The sequence below is a fragment of the Microbulbifer maximicatervae (SeqCode) genome (assembly GCF_052468295.1).
The window spans coordinates 4,700,125-4,716,979 of record NZ_CP174340.1 but is presented as its reverse complement, the minus strand read 5'-3'; the positions used below and the strand labels follow the sequence as shown (position 1 = coordinate 4,716,979).

The 16,855-nt window shown below is 48.9% G+C and carries 15 protein-coding genes; 8 read left to right on the top strand and 7 right to left on the bottom strand.

Features of this window, described 5'->3' with window-relative positions; genetic code table 11:
* The first annotated feature begins 95 nt into the window (after positions 1–95).
* Positions 96–1,082, top strand: a complete 987-nt coding sequence (locus ACJJIQ_RS20935) for a glycerophosphodiester phosphodiesterase family protein (protein ID WP_445362937.1) — start codon at positions 96–98, stop codon at positions 1,080–1,082.
* A gap of 6 nt (positions 1,083–1,088) precedes the next feature.
* Here the strand turns inward: ACJJIQ_RS20935 and ACJJIQ_RS20930 are convergent, their stop codons facing one another.
* From ACJJIQ_RS20930 to ACJJIQ_RS20900, 7 genes are all read right to left on the bottom strand, one after another.
* Positions 1,089–1,409, bottom strand: a complete 321-nt coding sequence (locus ACJJIQ_RS20930; RefSeq protein ID WP_445364837.1) for a chaperone modulator CbpM — start codon at positions 1,407–1,409, stop codon at positions 1,089–1,091.
* A 5-nt stretch (positions 1,410–1,414) separates the two neighbouring features.
* Complete coding sequence (locus tag ACJJIQ_RS20925; RefSeq protein ID WP_445362936.1) at positions 1,415–2,368, bottom strand: DnaJ C-terminal domain-containing protein; 954 nt, start codon at positions 2,366–2,368, stop codon at positions 1,415–1,417.
* Between the two features lie 142 nt (positions 2,369–2,510).
* On the bottom strand, positions 2,511–2,879 hold the full coding sequence (locus ACJJIQ_RS20920) for a hypothetical protein (RefSeq protein WP_445362935.1): 369 nt from the start codon (positions 2,877–2,879) through the stop codon (positions 2,511–2,513).
* Between the two features lie 411 nt (positions 2,880–3,290).
* Positions 3,291–3,854: a TFIIB-type zinc ribbon-containing protein gene (locus tag ACJJIQ_RS20915; RefSeq protein WP_444926376.1), complete on the bottom strand. Its 564-nt coding sequence runs from the start codon at positions 3,852–3,854 to the stop codon at positions 3,291–3,293.
* A gap of 121 nt (positions 3,855–3,975) precedes the next feature.
* On the bottom strand, positions 3,976–5,685 hold the full coding sequence (locus tag ACJJIQ_RS20910) for a flotillin family protein (protein WP_445362934.1): 1,710 nt from the start codon (positions 5,683–5,685) through the stop codon (positions 3,976–3,978).
* Positions 5,686–6,339 carry a YqiJ family protein gene (locus ACJJIQ_RS20905; protein ID WP_282930452.1) on the bottom strand — a complete coding sequence of 218 codons (654 nt, stop codon included), beginning with the start codon at positions 6,337–6,339 and terminating at the stop codon, positions 5,686–5,688.
* Positions 6,339–7,001 (bottom strand): PspA/IM30 family protein, encoded by a 663-nt coding sequence (locus ACJJIQ_RS20900; RefSeq protein WP_445362933.1) that lies wholly within the window; start codon positions 6,999–7,001, stop codon positions 6,339–6,341. Before ACJJIQ_RS20900 ends, ACJJIQ_RS20905 begins: the two co-directional genes overlap by 1 nt.
* Before the next feature lie 736 nt (positions 7,002–7,737).
* On the opposite strand from ACJJIQ_RS20900, the gene ACJJIQ_RS20895 reads away from it, so the two are divergent.
* The 7 genes from ACJJIQ_RS20895 (at position 7,738) to ACJJIQ_RS20865 (ending at position 16,855) form a co-directional block, all read left to right on the top strand.
* Entirely contained in the window at positions 7,738–9,150 is a 1,413-nt protein-coding gene (locus ACJJIQ_RS20895) for a nicotinate phosphoribosyltransferase (RefSeq protein WP_445362932.1), read from the top strand.
* 198 nt (positions 9,151–9,348) lie between these two features.
* Positions 9,349–10,980 carry a TldD/PmbA family protein gene (locus ACJJIQ_RS20890; RefSeq protein ID WP_444892495.1) on the top strand — a complete coding sequence of 544 codons (1,632 nt, stop codon included), beginning with the start codon at positions 9,349–9,351 and terminating at the stop codon, positions 10,978–10,980.
* 35 nt (positions 10,981–11,015) lie between these two features.
* Positions 11,016–12,347, top strand: a complete 1,332-nt coding sequence (locus ACJJIQ_RS20885; RefSeq protein ID WP_445362931.1) for a TldD/PmbA family protein — start codon at positions 11,016–11,018, stop codon at positions 12,345–12,347.
* A 27-nt stretch (positions 12,348–12,374) separates the two neighbouring features.
* Positions 12,375–14,006, top strand: coding sequence for a TldD/PmbA family protein (locus tag ACJJIQ_RS20880; protein ID WP_445362930.1), 1,632 nt, complete (start codon positions 12,375–12,377; stop codon positions 14,004–14,006).
* 214 nt (positions 14,007–14,220) lie between these two features.
* Positions 14,221–14,946: a DUF4159 domain-containing protein gene (locus ACJJIQ_RS20875; RefSeq protein WP_444915070.1), complete on the top strand. Its 726-nt coding sequence runs from the start codon at positions 14,221–14,223 to the stop codon at positions 14,944–14,946.
* Between the two features lie 2 nt (positions 14,947–14,948).
* Complete coding sequence (locus ACJJIQ_RS20870; protein WP_445362929.1) at positions 14,949–15,947, top strand: AAA family ATPase; 999 nt, start codon at positions 14,949–14,951, stop codon at positions 15,945–15,947.
* Between the two features lie 5 nt (positions 15,948–15,952).
* A complete protein-coding gene (locus ACJJIQ_RS20865) occupies positions 15,953–16,855 on the top strand; it encodes a DUF58 domain-containing protein (protein WP_445362928.1) in 903 nt (300 codons plus the stop codon).

Sequence of the window (16,855 nt, the reverse complement as noted above, 5' to 3'; positions counted from 1 at the left end):
AATTCACCATAATTCGCCACCTCTGCGCCCATTTCTCTTCCCAAAAACTGACTAATATCTGCAACACCTTCCAAGGAAAAGTGCAGAGCAGCTTGATGAAGAGAAGCACCATTGGCAAAACCGTAGCGCTAACAGCCCTATTTGGACTCGGTGCAATTTACCTACTCAATGCCTCTTGGCTGGCGACAGCCCAGCAAGGGGAACCGATCCTGATTGCCCATCGCGGCGTCTACCAAACTTACAACCGGGATAATTTGACCCGTGACGAATGCACCGCAGTCCGTATCTATACCCCGGAACACCGCTATCTGGAAAACACGATTCCCTCTATGGAAGCTGCCTTTTCTCATGGCGCGGACATTGTCGAAATCGATGTCCATCCCACCACTGATGGCGACTTCGCGGTATTTCACGACTGGACCATAGACTGCCGCACGGATGGAACAGGTGTCACCCGGGAACAGTCCATAAAGGACTTAAAGAAGCTGGATATTGGTTACGGCTATACCTTTGATGGCGGCAAGACATTTCCCTTTCGTGGCCAGGGGGTGGGTTTACTTCCCACTTTAAAAGAGGTCTTGCTGCACTTTCCCGGCAAGCAGTTTCTGATCAATATTAAGAGTAATGATCCAACAGAAGCAGAACGATTGGATAACTATCTTCGGCAACACCAATTGCCTATTAATTCCCGGCTCATGGTCTACGGTGGCGATCGCCCAATTAAAAGGATACGGCAGTTGCGGCCAAATGCATTGGCCTTCAGCAAGACAAGCGCCAAACAATGTGCTTTGCAATATGCACTGTTCGGTTGGAGTGGCTACTTTCCCGAGTCTTGCCGGAACAGTATTGTTGTTGCACCCAATACCTGGCGATGGGCTTTGTGGGGTTGGCCCAATCGCTACTCTGAACGAGTGGCCAAAGCCAATAGCTTGGTGATGGCAGTGGACCATAAAAATGGCAAGCGGGGCTTGCCCGGTATTTACACACCGGAAGAGCTCAGTTTTCTACCCGAAGAATATAGCGGAGCTATTTGGATTGAGAAGATCGAGCTGATTGGCCCATATCTAAAATCAAGACAATAGATAACCTTAGCGTTTTCGACCTTTCTCCAGCCGTGCCAGATGCGCCTGAAGACGCTCTATTTCTTCCAGCAGCTCTATCGCTAATGCAGCGCCGGCAAGATTTACCCCCAGATCTCGCTCCAGGCTGTAAACCCGGCGCACCCGGCGCACACAAATTCCGCTAAAGCGCCACTGCACTTCCCTGCTACGCGGCTCAATAATTCCCTCCTCAACCAAGGCAATGATGCGCTCCGCCGGCACACCACAAGCCCGACACAGTTCACTCAAAGTTAACTCACTCTCTTCATTCAGGAGAACACCGCTAAGCTGCTCAACCTTTTTAGGCATCACAATTATCCTCCCATGGACTGACGCGGATTGAAGTTGAATGCGTCGCCAAACTGACGGTATGCCTCGCGTTCATTATCAGTAGTGGCTGGCGGCGTAACAGTTTGCATCACTATATACATATCCCCCGGCTGCTTTGCCGGGATACCGCGGCCCTTGAGGCGCAGTTTTTTACCGTTGGTGCTGTTTGCAGGAATGGTCACTTTAATGGGACCATCGGGAGTGGGTACCTGAACCTTGGCTCCAAGCATTATCTCCCAGGGAGCCAAAGGCAAATCCAGGTAAACCGTTTTACCTTCTGTATGGAAAAGGGGATGAGAGTTGAAAGCAATTTCCAGGTAGAGATCACCTGGTTTACCTTCTCCAATGCCAGGCTCACCCTGTCCAGCCAAGCGAATCTGTTGCCCTTCAGTGATCCCCTTGGGAATTTTTATATTAAGAGTGCGCTCACGCAGTTGCGGTCGCCCATCTGCACCCAATACCGAGTGCTTTAAGGTTACTTGGCGTGTACCGCCACGATAACTATCTTCTAGATCTACTGTGATGCGGGCATAGGTATTTTCACCCTGGGCACTGTAAGAGCGGCGCTGCCCCTGCCCATAAGCCCGACGAAACCCGCCACGGCCAAACAAGCTTTCAAAGAAGTCACTAAAAGCTTCAGGATCAGCTTCGGTATATCCACCACCGTGAAACTCAAAACCCTGGTCCCAATTGGGGGGCGGTCGGAAATCCTGGCCAGACTGAAAACCACTACCGAGCTGATCGTAAGCAGCTCGCTTCTCTGGGTCCTTCAATACTTCATAGGCCTCATTTACTTCCTTAAAGTGTTCTTCGGCGCCCTCCTCTTTACTGACATCCGGATGATATTTACGTGCTAATTTTCGATAGGCACGCTTAACCTGTGCCTGATCCGCACTCCGATCCAGGCCAAGTATTTTGTAATAGTCCTTGTATTCCATGGCTTTAATAAAAGCCGATGGTGACGGGATTCGCCATATATTTATGATATAAAATCGGTAAGAAGGTTAGTTGAGATCCTCCCCCTTCAACTAAGATTTAATAATATGGCGCCGATTAGATAAACGACGCCAAGCTGCAGTATTAATAACCAGTCTCGTAAAACATTGATCCATCTAGATACTCGATAGACCCATCGGTATAGTGAATATAGACCTCAGCAGGGTTTGAGGCATAAGCTCGCACTGTCACAGAACAGTACAAACCAGAGCTACAACCTTTAATCCAATTCACAGAATCTATAGATTTTGTAATATTTACTATTTCCCAGCTTCCTGAAGTCGAGGTTCCAAAACTAAAATCCAAACCACCACAACGATTTGTTCCGTTGCCAATTACTTGCCCCCCAGCTTTGACGTTAAGGTTGCATTTAAGATCAGTAGAAAATGCAGGCAATGCAACGGCGGAGCCAACCAGCAAAGACAGTACTATTAATATTTTTTTGACATTCATTTGTAGAACCTTAAGATTATTTATTATTAATTGATAAACCAAAAACAACAAACCTCGTTAATGATGCTATCACCGCCAATAAACACTTCCCATAACAACAAAAATACAAATTAGATAAACAATATGAACTGGCTATCAATATAATTAAACTAATATCCAATAGCATGAAATTTCAAAGGAGACACTTGTTCCGGATACTTGGAATCAATGAACAGCCAAAAAAACTGAGATCCAAAGCCACTTTATAACTAACATTATTCGAATAAGGCAAGAATAAAGAGGATAGATATATAGATAAGTTAAAGGAATTTAACTACAACTACTCAACTTCTACTTATAAAAAATATATTAATGTATTTAACAGAGAACCAAATTTTCTTTGGTTCCTCAAAAAACAACCTCTATCGGAGACTATCGTTCAGCCGAGTAAGGATCTTCCGCATTTAAATAGGCCAAAACATCTGCTTTCTGTTCGGTTGAATTCAGCCACTTGCGAACTTCTTTAGCTTTATCATATAAGTCATCTCCAAATTTACTCCGATACATTTCAGAAAAAGTATCTTGGGCCTTGTTCTCCCTGATCTTTTTCTGCCATTCATGAGTAACTAAAAAGTTAAGTGAGCCAGCAAGCCCTTCAGCTTTTAGTAAATCCCATTCGCCTTTATCTAACCAGACTCCACCGACAACAGTACTGTAATCAATACGATGTTCACTACTAGCTATAATTTTTATCTTTTGCATTATGGAGCCAGACACCGGGCACAAGATAGCTCGCTTAGTATCTTCGGAAACTACATCATTCAGATTACTAATATCTTCTGAAAATTTGTATTCAGGATTTTGTCTTTTCCAGCTTAAGTAATCTTCAATAAGAATCCAGTTACCCTCACAGGAAGAACAAGTATATCCACGAAATAACTCTTCGATAAATCCTGGTTTAAGAACGCCATCTTTACAGCTGGTACAGCGCTTCATATTTTGCACCTTAATAAAAAATAACCCGGATCTACCTATTTAGATCCGGGCTATAAGAATCATTTATTTCCAAAATAATAGTGAGTTTTGTACTATATAATTTAAAAAAATGTACGTTGCTCTAACTATCAATCTCAGTGGTCTTATTCAGGTCACCAACTCCAGCTTCTTTTAAGAGTGAGTCTACCAGTGGAGCCATAGCCCGATGTTTTAGAGCACTACCAACCAAAGCTTCAGGCAAGCTTTGTCCTTTGGATTCAGCATCACCATCTAAAATTCCGCTGCTTGCTCTACCATCAATACCATTTAAGCCCTCAACAGAGATAATTTTCATTCCCTCAATACTTTCCATCGGCTTAACGCTTTCACGGATAATATTGGGCAGATTTTCGTGCAGACTGAGGACCTTCTTAAGTGCAATCTGGGCCTCATTAAGGCTATTAAAAGCCTCATTCATTAGGCGCTGCCCCTCAGCGTCCACCGCATATTTTTCACGATCAGCTTCAACTTTAATACGAATAGCCTCAGCTTCAGCAGCAGCCTGTAAGCGCAATGCTTCGGCCTTATCCTCTGCAGCTGCTTTTTCCGCATCGGCCATTACTTTAATACCCGTGGCCTGACGTTCCGCTACTTTTTGAGCTTCAATAATTTCAATGCGCTTATCACGCTCTGCAACTTCAACATCCTGAGCCGTGCGAACTTGCTCTTCGGCTTTTACTGCTTCAGCTCGAGCTACGTTGGCCTGTTGGTCCGCAAGAGATTGCTCTTTGGACTTTTCTGCAACAGCAATTGCACGTTCCTGCTTGGCAATTTCCACTGATTTCTCTTTGGAAATACGCTGCTCATCGAGAATACGCTCACCTTCAATCTCTTGTTCTTTCAAGCGACGCTCTTTCTCGATTTCCAGCAACTTAGTTGCCTGTTCCGCAGCAATTTGGGATTGACTCACTTCACGCTGGGCTTCAATTTCAGCCTTGCGTGCTGCGCGTTCCTGCTCTGCTTGTTCACGGGCAATATCCGCCTTCTGAGCAGCTTCACGATTTTCCAGCTCGCGCTGCTGCTCCAGATGTGCGTAACGTTTTTCTTTATCAATTTCTAACTTTTGGCGTTCAGCTTCGAGGTTTTTCTTCTCGATCTGTACCATAGTTTCTTGCTCGACATCATTGACCTCTTTACGACGCGTCTCAATAGAGCGGGTCATGCTGGCGAGGCCCTCAGCATCAAACACATTATCCTGATTGAAGAATTCTTTATGGGTTTGATCCAAACCGGTCAAAGATACAGCCTCGAGTTCCAATCCATTTTTTAATAGATCTTCGGAAACTACCTGCTGAACTTTTTGTACAAACTGACTGCGCTGCTCATGCAATTCAGCCATTTCCATTTCAGCTGCTACAGAGCGTAACGCATCAACAAATTTACCCTCGATCATTTCTTTTAATGCTTCGGGGTCTAAAGTACGCAGCCCCAAAGTCTGTGCAGCATTGGCTATCGCATCTACATCCGGTTTTACCCGCAGATAAAATTCAGCAAGTACATCAACACGCATACGATCCTTGGTGATCAGCGCTTGATGCTCTTTACGGGAAACCGCCAAGCGTAAAGTATTCATGTTCACAGGAATAATTTCATGTAGAACCGGTAGTACCAATGCACCTCCATTCATTATGACTTTTTGACCACCCATACCAGTACGCACAAATGAGCGCTCTTTTGAGGCTCTTGTATACAGGCGCGCAAAAATAGTTCCAATAACAATTAAGGCCACTAGTACAGCCCCGGCAATAAATACCATAACCGGTAGGTTTCCTATCACTTCTAGATTCTCCATTTAGTTATTCTCCATAAGATGTATACTGCTGGGGCGAGTTACTCGAAAATGTGCTCCCAGCTCTTCAACCAGTAACACCTTATCCCCCTGATTAAATGTTTCACTTTCATCCGGTTCCACCATTACATAGTGTGTGGTTCCGTATTCATCACTAAAACGCGCTTCTGCTGGTGAACCGATTTCTGCTTTACCGATCGTAATAATCGCTACACGGCCAATAAAGGAATTTCTCTCAACTGCCTCGGATTCATCACCCACAGCAAAGCGCCGCATAATGTTGCCAACAAAACGTACCTGAGGTAGCGCAAGAAAAAATACTGCCACAGCAAGTAAACCGCCTGGCAATAAATATCCAACAAGAGATTCTATGAGCATTTGGGCTACTAGGCCGGTCACTCCAAAGCTAACCAGAAAAGTTACTAACAGTATAAGTGCAGGAACTTCACCGAAACGCAACCACCCAAGCATCTTAGTCATCCCGCCAGACAACCCTGTATCTGGCACGTCAACATCAAAATCTGGTAATAAATTATCCAGTAAATCTGAAATACCAACACCAATCAATGTCATGACGCCTTCAAGAAGCGCTATCATAAACATTAAAATCAGCGCACCGGTAAAGATCAGGTTTTGGTCTTGCAATAAAAATATCATCAGCCCCCCGATTTAATCTTGGCTAAACGTTCTTTCACACGATTATTTCGCGCGAACTCCTCAAGTTCTGCTAATTTGCTGGTATCTATCCCAGAGTCGAATGTCGATATAGCTGTATTACCTACTGCTCGATTAAATGCATCGGTAGCTTGTTCTACCTGGGCTTTTGGCTTTCTATCCCTGCCATATTCATCCGCAGCAACTCTACTATCTATCTTTTTATTGATTGCAATAAATTCTTGTAATTGTTCACGCATTTCACGTTTCTTACCTTGCAGGGCAAGAATATAGGAACCTAGTTCCTTTATTTCTATCTCATTTTCATTGATCGCTTTTTCTAAGATTGGAAGTTGCGCCTCAATATCCATTTGTTTGGCAATGGCGACTTCAGCCAAATCATCACGACCTTCATTTATAGCAATATCAATTTGTTCAGCTAAACGCTTATGACGAGCATTTTCATCGCTTAACGCTCTACTGTTTAGATACTTGGATGCCTCAACTTTCCCTAGCTGATCTCGCACATCTGCAATTGCATCATCCACCTCCCGAATTGCCTGCTCCATCACTGACTCTGGTGCAGTGGCTTCAACCGAGTCCACGACAGCATTGGCGGACACAGAGATTAAACGTGATATGCGCTTTATAAACCCTTCACTCATAACTTATCTCCTGCTCCCAAATACAAGAATCCACCTTATCATTAGCTACAAATTTCAAGTGATGTCGAAACAGTATCCAATCTCTCACCATGGATACTGTTTATGTTTTCCTGCTGTGACGACAAGACAATTTTTCTGCAAAGTATTACGAGTCTGCAGCAGAGTTTTTATAAGTAGCTCAATAGAATTGGAATCAATACTAAATTATATCAATGCCGTATTCTCTACGAGCAATTCCAATATCATTCAAATTAGTAAACTGCGATGACTTTTTCCCAAACGACAAGTCATTAATGGAAGGAACGCTTCTACATAGGAAAGTTATGACCGGGCAGATTTTTTTTGCTCTGTCGAACCTCTCTCTACAGCAACCAATTTACGCATTTTTTACTTTGTGTGACAGCGCTACTGTGATCGATCGACACCATGGTAGGCATAGTCATCCGCCGGTAAACACGCCGAAATTTACTGGAGTCCATTGAGCATGACGTTCCTTTGCCTCACATGCATATAAATGTACACATACCAATAGAGTAGGTCAATCAATAGGAGATAAAATGAGTGGATGACAAGTTTTTAAACGTGGGGCGCTTGCTTTTATGCTTTGCTAAAGTAGCAGCTATTAGCGCTGTAAAACTGAACATTGTGGTTGGCATATAATTCAAAAATCAATTACACGCTATAACAGCAGGCAAATAGTGACATAAAATCGACGCCAACTTATGGTTTTGAAAATATGAACGCGCCCGGCTCTAATTCATCCTTTGAGTGCTTGGGAAATCCTATTCTCAATGTCGATAGCTATAAAACTAGTCATTATCTGCAGTACCCCCCAGGAACATCACATATTAGTAGTTATGTAGAGTGTCGTGGTGGTGAATTTGCGTCGACGGTATTCTTTGGCTTGCAGGCGTTTATCAAGCAGTACCTGAGCACCCCCATCAGTTCTCATCACATTGATGAAGCTGAAAATATTTTAAACCCCCATGGACTACCATTTAACCGTGATGGATGGAATCATATTTTAAATGACCATAATGGTTTAATGCCTCTTGAAATTGCAGCGATAGAAGAAGGACAAGTCATTCCAGTAACCAATGTTTTAGCTCAGGTTGTAAATACCTGCCCCTCCTGCTTTTGGCTCACCACTTATATTGAAACTGCACTTTTACGAAGTATCTGGTATCCATCAACCGTAGCTACCCAGAGCCGCGAAATAAAGAAAATTATCTCACAGTATTTATTTGAAACAGCGGAAAATCTGGATACGCTGGAATTTCGTTTACATGATTTTGGGGCTCGGGGAGCCAGCAGTCTCGAAACAGCCATGCTGGGAGGCATGGCTCACTTAGTTAATTTTAAGGGGACTGATACGATATCCGGAATATTAGCCGCAAAAAGATTTTACAACGCCGTTGTACCTGGAGCTTCCATTCCCGCCGCTGAACACAGCACAATTATCGCTTGGGGACAGCAGCATGAGGAAGATGCTTACCGTAATATACTTGAGCAATTTTCTGGGGAAGGAAAAACTGTGGCTGTTGTCAGCGATAGCTATGATTTCTGGAATGCTATAGAAAAAATCTGGGGAAAAAAATTAAAGGATAAAGTTACTCACGGTGGCGGCACATTAGTAATAAGGCCTGACTCCGGCAACCCAGAAGAAATCGTGATAGAAGCAATAGAAAGGTTGATGCGGATATTTGGCTCGCAGAAGAATAAAAAAGGGTATCGATTACTCCCCCCCTTTATTCGCGTTATACAAGGAGACGGTATCACCCGCTTTGTAATCCCGAAAATTCTCCAAGCAATGAAAGAAAACAAGCAAAGCACAGAAAATCTGACCTTTGGTATGGGTGGAGGATTACTACAAAAAGTTGACCGCGATATGATGGGGTTTGCAATGAAAGCCAGCGCTATCTGTATCAATGGCAGTTGGTACGATATTTTTAAGAATCCGAGAACCGGACCCGAGAAAAGGTCCAAGGGTGGCCGCCTTGCCTTGATTCGCGGCGATGATGGTATACTTCGAACTATTGTGCAGAGCGACCTAAAATCAGAGGCTAACCTGCTGAGGCCCGTTTACCGCAACGGTATCCTGCTTAAGGATATTACTTTCGACAAAGTTCGAAGAAATGCTGCCCTCTGATTCCCGTTCCACCCTCACAACGTCTTACCCCTACGAAACTTCACTTTACCGAGCGAGTACTTTACAACTTTAGGTTGGTCCTGTTAGTTGTGCGTATCCAAAGTCTGACCTCCGCGCACACAAGGCCTCCAGCGTCAGTCGTAATAACAATAAGTACCCGCAGAGAGTGCTCGTGCTCTCGTGGGGTAAAGGTAGCCAATGGAAAGAAGAAAATTCCTCAAGATCGCCGGCGTCGGCTCCAGTGGTATTTTGTTGCCTCTACAGGGCATTCAGGTCAGCGCAGAGCAGCTGCTCAATGAGGGCATGCACAGCTCCCATAAAAGACACCTGGCGGATGTAGTCCTGAATACGGCGCGCAAGGCCGGGGCCAGTTATACCGATGTGCGTATCGGCCGCTATCTGAACCAGTACGTTATGACCCGCGAAACCAACGTGGAGAATATCGTCAACACAGAATCCCTTGGCGCAGGTATTCGTGTGATTGCCAATGGTACCTGGGGCTTCGCCGCCACCAACGACCTTACAGCGGATGGCGTTGCCCTTGCCGCGCGCCAAGCAGTTGCCGTAGCTAAGGCCAATGCGAAGTACCAAACTGAGCCCGTGCGTTTGGCACCAGTAAAAGGGGTGGGCGAGGTTTCCTGGCAGACACCTATCGAACAAAATGCCCTGCAGGTCCCCATCAGTGAAAAAGTCGATTTCCTGATGGATGTTAACAATGGGGCACTCAAAGCCGGAGCCAGCTATATCCGCTCTTCCCTGTATTTGGTGAATGAGCAGAAGTACTTTGCTTCTAGCGACGGCTCCTATATTGACCAGGATGTCCATCGCCTATGGGCACCTATGCAGGTAACCGCTGTTGATAAGCAGAGCGGTGCTTTCAAGACTCGTAACGGTCTCAGTGATCCAGTGGGAAGAGGCTATGAATACCTGGCCGGTCACGACAAAGACAAGATTCGCGGTCAGACCACGCTCTACAAAGCTTCCTATGATATGGCCGAGGATGCAGTGCTTGCAGCCGAGCAAGCCCAAGCCAAGCTGTCAGCCAAGTCCATCGATCCGGGCAAGTACGATTTGGTACTGGAACCCTCACATCTGTGCCTGACCATCCACGAATCTGTGGGCCATCCTCTTGAGCTGGACCGCGTGCTGGGTTACGAGGCCAACTATGCGGGAACTTCCTTCGCCACCCTGGATAAGTGGCGCAGCGGTAAATTCCAGTACGGCAGCGATAAGGTCACCCTGTTTGCCGACAAGGTGCAACCGGGCTCCCTCGGTGCCGTCGCCTATGACGATGAAGGGGTAAAAACCAAGCGTTGGGACTTGGTAAAAGATGGCATCCTGGTGAACTACCAGGCTACCCGCGATCAGGTGCATATGATCGACCAAAAGGAATCCCACGGTTGTAGCTATGGCGATAGCTGGTCCAGTGTGCAGTTCCAGCGTATGCCCAATGTCTCTTTGGCGCCAAGCGAAAAAGAATACTCGGCAAAATCCATGATCCGCGATGTGGAAAAAGGCATTTACATTGTCGGACGCGGCTCTTATTCCATCGATCAGCAGCGCTACAACTTCCAGTTCGGCGGGCAGCTGTTCTACGAGATCAAAAACGGCGAAATCGTCGGCCAGGTTGAGGACGTCGCCTACCAGTCCAACACCCAGGAATTCTGGAATTCCTGCTCGGCGATATGCGACAGCAGCGATTACCGCTTGGGCGGAACCTTCTTCGATGGCAAGGGCCAGCCGAGCCAGGTGAGTGCTGTCTCCCACGGCTGTTCCACCACCCGTTTTGACCAAATTAATGTAATCAATACCAAGCGCAAGATTTCCTGAGCGGCGCACAAGAATAAGTAATTGGAGAAAAGGCAATGGCCATTCTGAGTAGAAGTGAAGCGAAGCGTATTCTCGACAAGGTTTTAAAGTACAGCCGCGCCGATGAAGCCAGCGCGCAGCTGGCCGGCAGCGAAACCGGCAATATTCGCTACGCGCGCAACAGCGTTTCCACCAGTGGTATCGTCAATGATATCGAGCTGGCCGTAGAAGCCCGTTTCGGCAAGAAATCCGGTGTGGCCACTATCAATGAATTCAGTGATGCCTCCCTGGAAAAAGTGATGCGTCGCGCCGAAGAGTTGGCCAAGCTATCTCCGGAAAACCCGGAAGCCATGCCGATGCTGGGACCGCAGAAATATGTCAGCGTAGACGGCTTCGCCAAGTCCACTGCAGATATCACTCCAGACCAGCGCGCCAAGGCTGCGGCAGATTCCATTATTGCAGCCAAGGAAAAGAAAGTGGTTGCCGCAGGTTACCTGGAAGACCAGCGTTCTTTTGCTGCAGTCGCCACCAGTAAAGGCTTGTTCGGCTACCACGCTTCTACCTCTGCCAATTTCACTGTAACTATGCGCACCGAGAATGGCCTGGGTTCTGGTTGGGCCGAAAGTGACGTTACCGATTTCGGTGCAATGAATACCGGCAGCACCTCCTCTGTCGCCATCGACAAAGCGGTCCTGTCCCAGGAAGCCCGTGCCCTGGAACCGGGCAAGTACACCGTGATCCTGGAGCCCAATGCAGTGTCCGGCCTAGTGGGTTACATGATGAGCGGCTTCGATGCGCGCAGTGCCGACGAAGGCCGCAGCTTTATGAGCAAAAAGGGCGGCGGCAACCGTACCGGCGAGAAAATGTTCGACAAGCGAGTAAATTTCTACTCCGACCCCACCAGCCTCGATGTGCCGGCTCAACCCTGGACCGACGGTGATTTTATACAGCTGGGACGCACCGAATGGGTGAAAGACGGGGTAGTGAAAAACCTGGCGCGCAGTCGCTACTGGGCGGAGCAAAGCAAAGGCGAAGTGGTCCCTGAGCCCAACAACCTGATTATGGTCGGCGGTGATAAATCCACCGAAGAACTGATCAAAAATACCCGCCGCGGTATTTTGGTATCCCGCACCTGGTATATCCGTATGGTCGATCCGCAGTCCATGCTCCTGACCGGCCTCACCCGCGACGGCACCTTCTATATCGAAAACGGCAAGATCAAATACCCGGTGAAGAACTTCCGCTTCAACGAGAGCCCGGTAATCATGCTCAACAATATCGAAGATATGGGTGTACCCCAGCGAGTGGGTATGTGGGGCATGTCCGCCATGATTCCCGCGTTGAAAGTGCGCGACTTCACCTTCAGCAGCCTTTCCGACGCCGTATAACAGCCAGCACCCATCGAGGATAACGAAATGGAAAGAAGAAAATTTCTCCAGCTCAGCGGTGCCGGCCTGGGTGTTTCCATGTTGCCGCTGTCCGGCAATCTGGTCGCCGAGAGCAAACTGACGCAAAGCGGTATTGATCTCTCTGTAAAAAAAGAATTTGCCGATGTCGCCCTGAATACCGCCACTAAACTCGGCGCCACTTATGCCGATGTGCGTATTGGTCGCTACCTGAACCAATACGTAATCACCCGCGAGATGAAAGTGCAGGACGTGGTGAACACCGAATCTATCGGCATGGGGGTTCGGGTTATTGCTAACGGCACCTGGGGCTTTGCTGCCACCAATGACCTGACAGCCGATGGCGTCGCCCGCGCCACCCGTCAGGCAGTAGCTACCGCCAAGGCCAACTCCAAGTACCAGCAGGAGCCAGTACAGCTGGCTCCGGTAAAAGGCCACGACGAGGTGAGCTGGCAGACACCCATCCAGAAAAACGCTATGCAGATCCCACTGGCCGACAAGGTGGACCTGTTAATGGACGTGAACAAGTCCGCTATGGATGCCGGCGCCAGCTATATCAACTCCATGTTGTACCTGGTGAATGAACAAAAGTATTTTGCCTCTACCGACGGCTCCTATATCGACCAGGATGTTCACCGTTTGTGGGCGCCCTTCTCGGTCACCGCAGTGGACAAGAAAACTGGTGGCTTCCGTACCCGCCAGGGCCTCAGCCAGCCAGTAGGACGCGGATTTGAATACCTGGATGGCCGCGCCGAAGACAAGATCCAAGCGCAGACAGTGCTCTACCGCGATTCCTACGATATGGCCGAAGACGCGCGACTGGCGGCGCAACAAGCCAAGGAAAAGCTCACGGCTAAATCAGTCAAACCAGGCAAGTACGACCTGGTGCTAGACCCCAGCCACCTTTGGCTCACCATCCATGAATCCGTCGGCCATCCATTGGAGCTGGACCGCGTACTCGGCTACGAGGCCAATTTTGCCGGTACCTCTTTCGCCACTATCGATAAATGGCGCAGCGGCAAATTCCAATACGGCAGTGACAAGGTCAACCTGTTTGCCGATAAGGTTCAACCCGGTTCACTCGGTGCCGTCGGCTACGACGATGAAGGCGTGAAGACCCGCAACTGGGATCTGGTAAAAGACGGTGTGCTGGTGAACTACCAGGCCACCCGCGACCAGGTACATATGCTGGGGCAAAAGAAATCCCACGGCTGCTGCTACGCCGACAGCTGGTCCAGCGTGCAATTCCAGCGCATGTCCAACGTTTCGCTGTTGCCTGGCAAGGAGGAGCTGAGCGTCGACGATATGATCAAGGATGTGGAGAAAGGCATTTATATTGTGGGTGCCGGTTCCTTCTCCATTGACCAGCAACGCTACAACTTCCAGTTTGGTGGACAGCTGTTCTACGAGATTGAAGACGGCAAGATTACCGGCATGGTGGAGGACGTCGCCTACCAGTCCAACACCCAAGAATTCTGGAATGCCTGTTCGCAAGTCTGCGACAAAGATGATTACCGCCTGGGTGGTTCCTTCTTTGACGGTAAGGGACAGCCGATGCAAACCAGTGCGGTATCCCACGGTAGTTCCACTGCACGCTTCGACGGTATCAATGTGATCAACACCAAGCGCAAGCTGGGCTAACCATTGATCCAGGCGGGAGCTGGCCAGCAAACCAGTCAGCTCCCAGCATTGAAAATAAATGGGTAGAAGGAAAGAAGGTGCTCCGTTCGAGACCGTTTGAGGCATGGATGCCGATTACGAGCGTACAGGGATGTATTTACAGCATGTCTCGAACGGAGCACCTTCTTTCCTTTGCTCTCAACAATAAAAACCAACGCAGTAACAGAGTTATCCCGTGTCCCTCACCCGCAAGGCTTTTCTCCAGCGCCTGATCCTGGGTAGCTGCGCCGCAGCGCTGCCGCTGGGCACACGCGCACAAAATACCGCACCGGGTAGTGCGCAGGAGCACTACGATTTTTATTTCACCCGCTTGATGTACGAGTCCGGTGACTGGGATGTGGATCAGCGCATGCCTTCCAACCTGCTCAATTCACTGGTGGAATACACCAATCTCAGGGTTGATCCCAAAGAGCACATAGTGCCGCTGGCCGATAAGAAAATGCTGCTGGCGCCTTTCTGCTACCTGGCCGGACACAAGCTGGTGCAATTCACCACGGAAGAGGCAAAGAATTTTCGCGACTACGTCAATCGCGGTGGCTTTGTATTTGTCGACGACTGCAACCACGATATCGACGGTCTCTTTGCCAAATCCTTCGAAGCACAAATGGCCGAGCTGTTTGGCGAAGACTGCCTGCAAAAGCTCCCAGACGATCACGACCTCTACCGCTGTTTCTTTCAATTCGATGAATTGCCGGTAACCAGCTTTGAATTAAATGGCTGGGGTGATGATCTGGTACATGACTACCTGAAAGCCATTATTGTTAACGGCCGTATCGCCGTGCTCTACAGCAACAAAGATTTCGGCTGCGAATGGGACTACGACTACCGCAACAAACGCTGGCTCGCCATCGATAACACAAAATTTGCGGTGAACATTGTTATTTACGCACTGACGAGCTGATTATGCTGACCACCCTGGAAAATAGTATCGAAGAACAACTGCACAGCCTCGACAATCTTCAACAGGAAATTGCGCGGGTGATTGTCGGCCAAAAACCCGTAGTGGAACAGATGCTGATCTGTCTGTTGGCCGGCGGCCACGCCCTACTCGAAGGGGTGCCGGGGCTGGGTAAAACCCTGCTGGTAAAAACTCTCGCCGATGCCAGTGCGCTGGATTTTAAGCGGGTGCAGTTCACCCCGGATTTAATGCCCGGAGATATTCTCGGCAGTGAGATCCTCGAAGAGGATCACAGCACCGGCAAGCGCTTTTTTAAATTCCAGCAGGGCCCGGTTTTCACCAATATCCTGCTCGCCGATGAAATTAACCGCACACCGCCGAAAACCCAGGCAGCCCTATTGGAGTCCATGCAGGAAGGCTCGGTAACCGTGGGCGGTAAAACACTGAAATTGCCCGATCCCTATTTCGTACTGGCCACACAAAACCCCATCGAGCAGGCGGGCACCTATCCCCTGCCGGAAGCTCAGCTGGACCGCTTCCTGTTAAATATTCATATCGACTATCCCGATGAGCGGGATGAAGTTGAAATCCTGCGCTCCACCACCGGTGCCAGCAGGGTCAAACCCAGTCCCAGCCTGGATGCGGAGCAACTGCGCGAAATGCAGCAACTGGTGCGGGAAATTCATGTCAGCGACGATTTGTACCGCTACGTGGCGGCACTGGTGCGCGCTACCCGTATGGAAACCAGCGACAGCGATACCCTGCAACAGTGGATCAAGTGGGGCGCCGGCCCCCGCGCGGGGCAGGCTCTGATTCTCGCCGCCAAGGCACGGGCCCTTTTGCAACGACGCCTCGCCGTCACCCGCGAGGATATCCGCAGCTTGTTACTGCCGGTACTGCGCCACCGGGTGCTGCTCAGCTTCCAGGCACAGGCCGATGGCGTGCAGATGCCACAGCTGATTGAAGAATTACTGGCAGCGGTGCCGGAACCGGGCCGGGACTGATCAGCGTGGAATACCTGTCCCCCAAAACCCTGGCCAGCTGTCGCGATCTGGTATGGCTATCGCGGCATATTGCCGAGGGCGTGATGCTCGGTGTGCAACACAGCCAGCGCCGTGGCACCGGCTTGGAATTTCACCAATACCGAGGCTATCAAGCGGGTGATTCCATCCGCCATATCGACTGGAAACTGTTTGCACGCAGTGATCGCTACTATGTGCGCGAGACCGAGCAGGAGAGCCGTATGCACGTGTGCTTTGTGCTCGATAGCAGCGCCTCCCTGGGCCAGACGAGCTTTGTCGAGCCCAGTCTGAATAAACTGCATTACGCCAAGTGCTGGATTGCCAGCCTATGCTGGCTGCTCAACGCCCAGGGGGACAGCTTTTCCCTATTGGCATTTAACAGTAGCCGGACGGTTTATGTGCCCGAAGGCCAGGGCGAGAGCCACCAGCGTCAAATCGCTCTTCAGCTACAACAACTCGACGCCAGCGACCACTGGCCAGATCACACTCAACTGGCGCCGCTGTGGCAATACTTTGAGCGGCCCTGTCAGGTGGTGTTACTGAGTGATTTTTTTGAACAGGGTAATGAGATCGGCGATTTTGCCGCACGCCTGCATGCCGCCGGCCGCCCCTGCCTGCCACTGCAATTGTTAATTGAGGCAGAACAGACTTTTCCTTTTGGCGGAGAGCTAAAGCTGCTCAATCCAGAAGTAAGCGCCGGTACGCCCGCAACTTTAGAAGTAGACGCCGAGCGGCAACGCCAGTCTTACCTGGATGCTTTTGCTCAAGCACAGAGGGAGTTAAAAGCACGCTTTGCCGCACAGGAGTGTTCACTACAGACCGACCTTATCGAGCAGCCTGTGGAAAAGTCACTTCGGCAATTTATTCAGCTGCACGGCAGGTTGTGCTGA

Excerpts from the sequence above, each read along its gene's own strand:
- ACJJIQ_RS20935 (WP_445362937.1), top strand. The coding sequence starts at position 96 with ATGAAGAGAAGCACCATTGGCAAAACCGTAGCGCTAACAGCCCTATTT.
- ACJJIQ_RS20930 (WP_445364837.1), bottom strand. The coding sequence starts at position 1,409 with ATGCCTAAAAAGGTTGAGCAGCTTAGCGGTGTTCTCCTGAATGAAGAG.
- ACJJIQ_RS20925 (WP_445362936.1), bottom strand. The coding sequence starts at position 2,368 with ATGGAATACAAGGACTATTACAAAATACTTGGCCTGGATCGGAGTGCG.
- ACJJIQ_RS20920 (WP_445362935.1), bottom strand. The coding sequence starts at position 2,879 with ATGAATGTCAAAAAAATATTAATAGTACTGTCTTTGCTGGTTGGCTCC.
- ACJJIQ_RS20915 (WP_444926376.1), bottom strand. The coding sequence starts at position 3,854 with ATGAAGCGCTGTACCAGCTGTAAAGATGGCGTTCTTAAACCAGGATTT.
- ACJJIQ_RS20910 (WP_445362934.1), bottom strand. The coding sequence starts at position 5,685 with ATGGAGAATCTAGAAGTGATAGGAAACCTACCGGTTATGGTATTTATT.
- ACJJIQ_RS20905 (WP_282930452.1), bottom strand. The coding sequence starts at position 6,339 with ATGATATTTTTATTGCAAGACCAAAACCTGATCTTTACCGGTGCGCTG.
- ACJJIQ_RS20900 (WP_445362933.1), bottom strand. The coding sequence starts at position 7,001 with ATGAGTGAAGGGTTTATAAAGCGCATATCACGTTTAATCTCTGTGTCC.
- ACJJIQ_RS20895 (WP_445362932.1), top strand. The coding sequence starts at position 7,738 with ATGAACGCGCCCGGCTCTAATTCATCCTTTGAGTGCTTGGGAAATCCT.
- ACJJIQ_RS20890 (WP_444892495.1), top strand. The coding sequence starts at position 9,349 with ATGGAAAGAAGAAAATTCCTCAAGATCGCCGGCGTCGGCTCCAGTGGT.
- ACJJIQ_RS20885 (WP_445362931.1), top strand. The coding sequence starts at position 11,016 with ATGGCCATTCTGAGTAGAAGTGAAGCGAAGCGTATTCTCGACAAGGTT.
- ACJJIQ_RS20880 (WP_445362930.1), top strand. The coding sequence starts at position 12,375 with ATGGAAAGAAGAAAATTTCTCCAGCTCAGCGGTGCCGGCCTGGGTGTT.
- ACJJIQ_RS20870 (WP_445362929.1), top strand. The coding sequence starts at position 14,949 with ATGCTGACCACCCTGGAAAATAGTATCGAAGAACAACTGCACAGCCTC.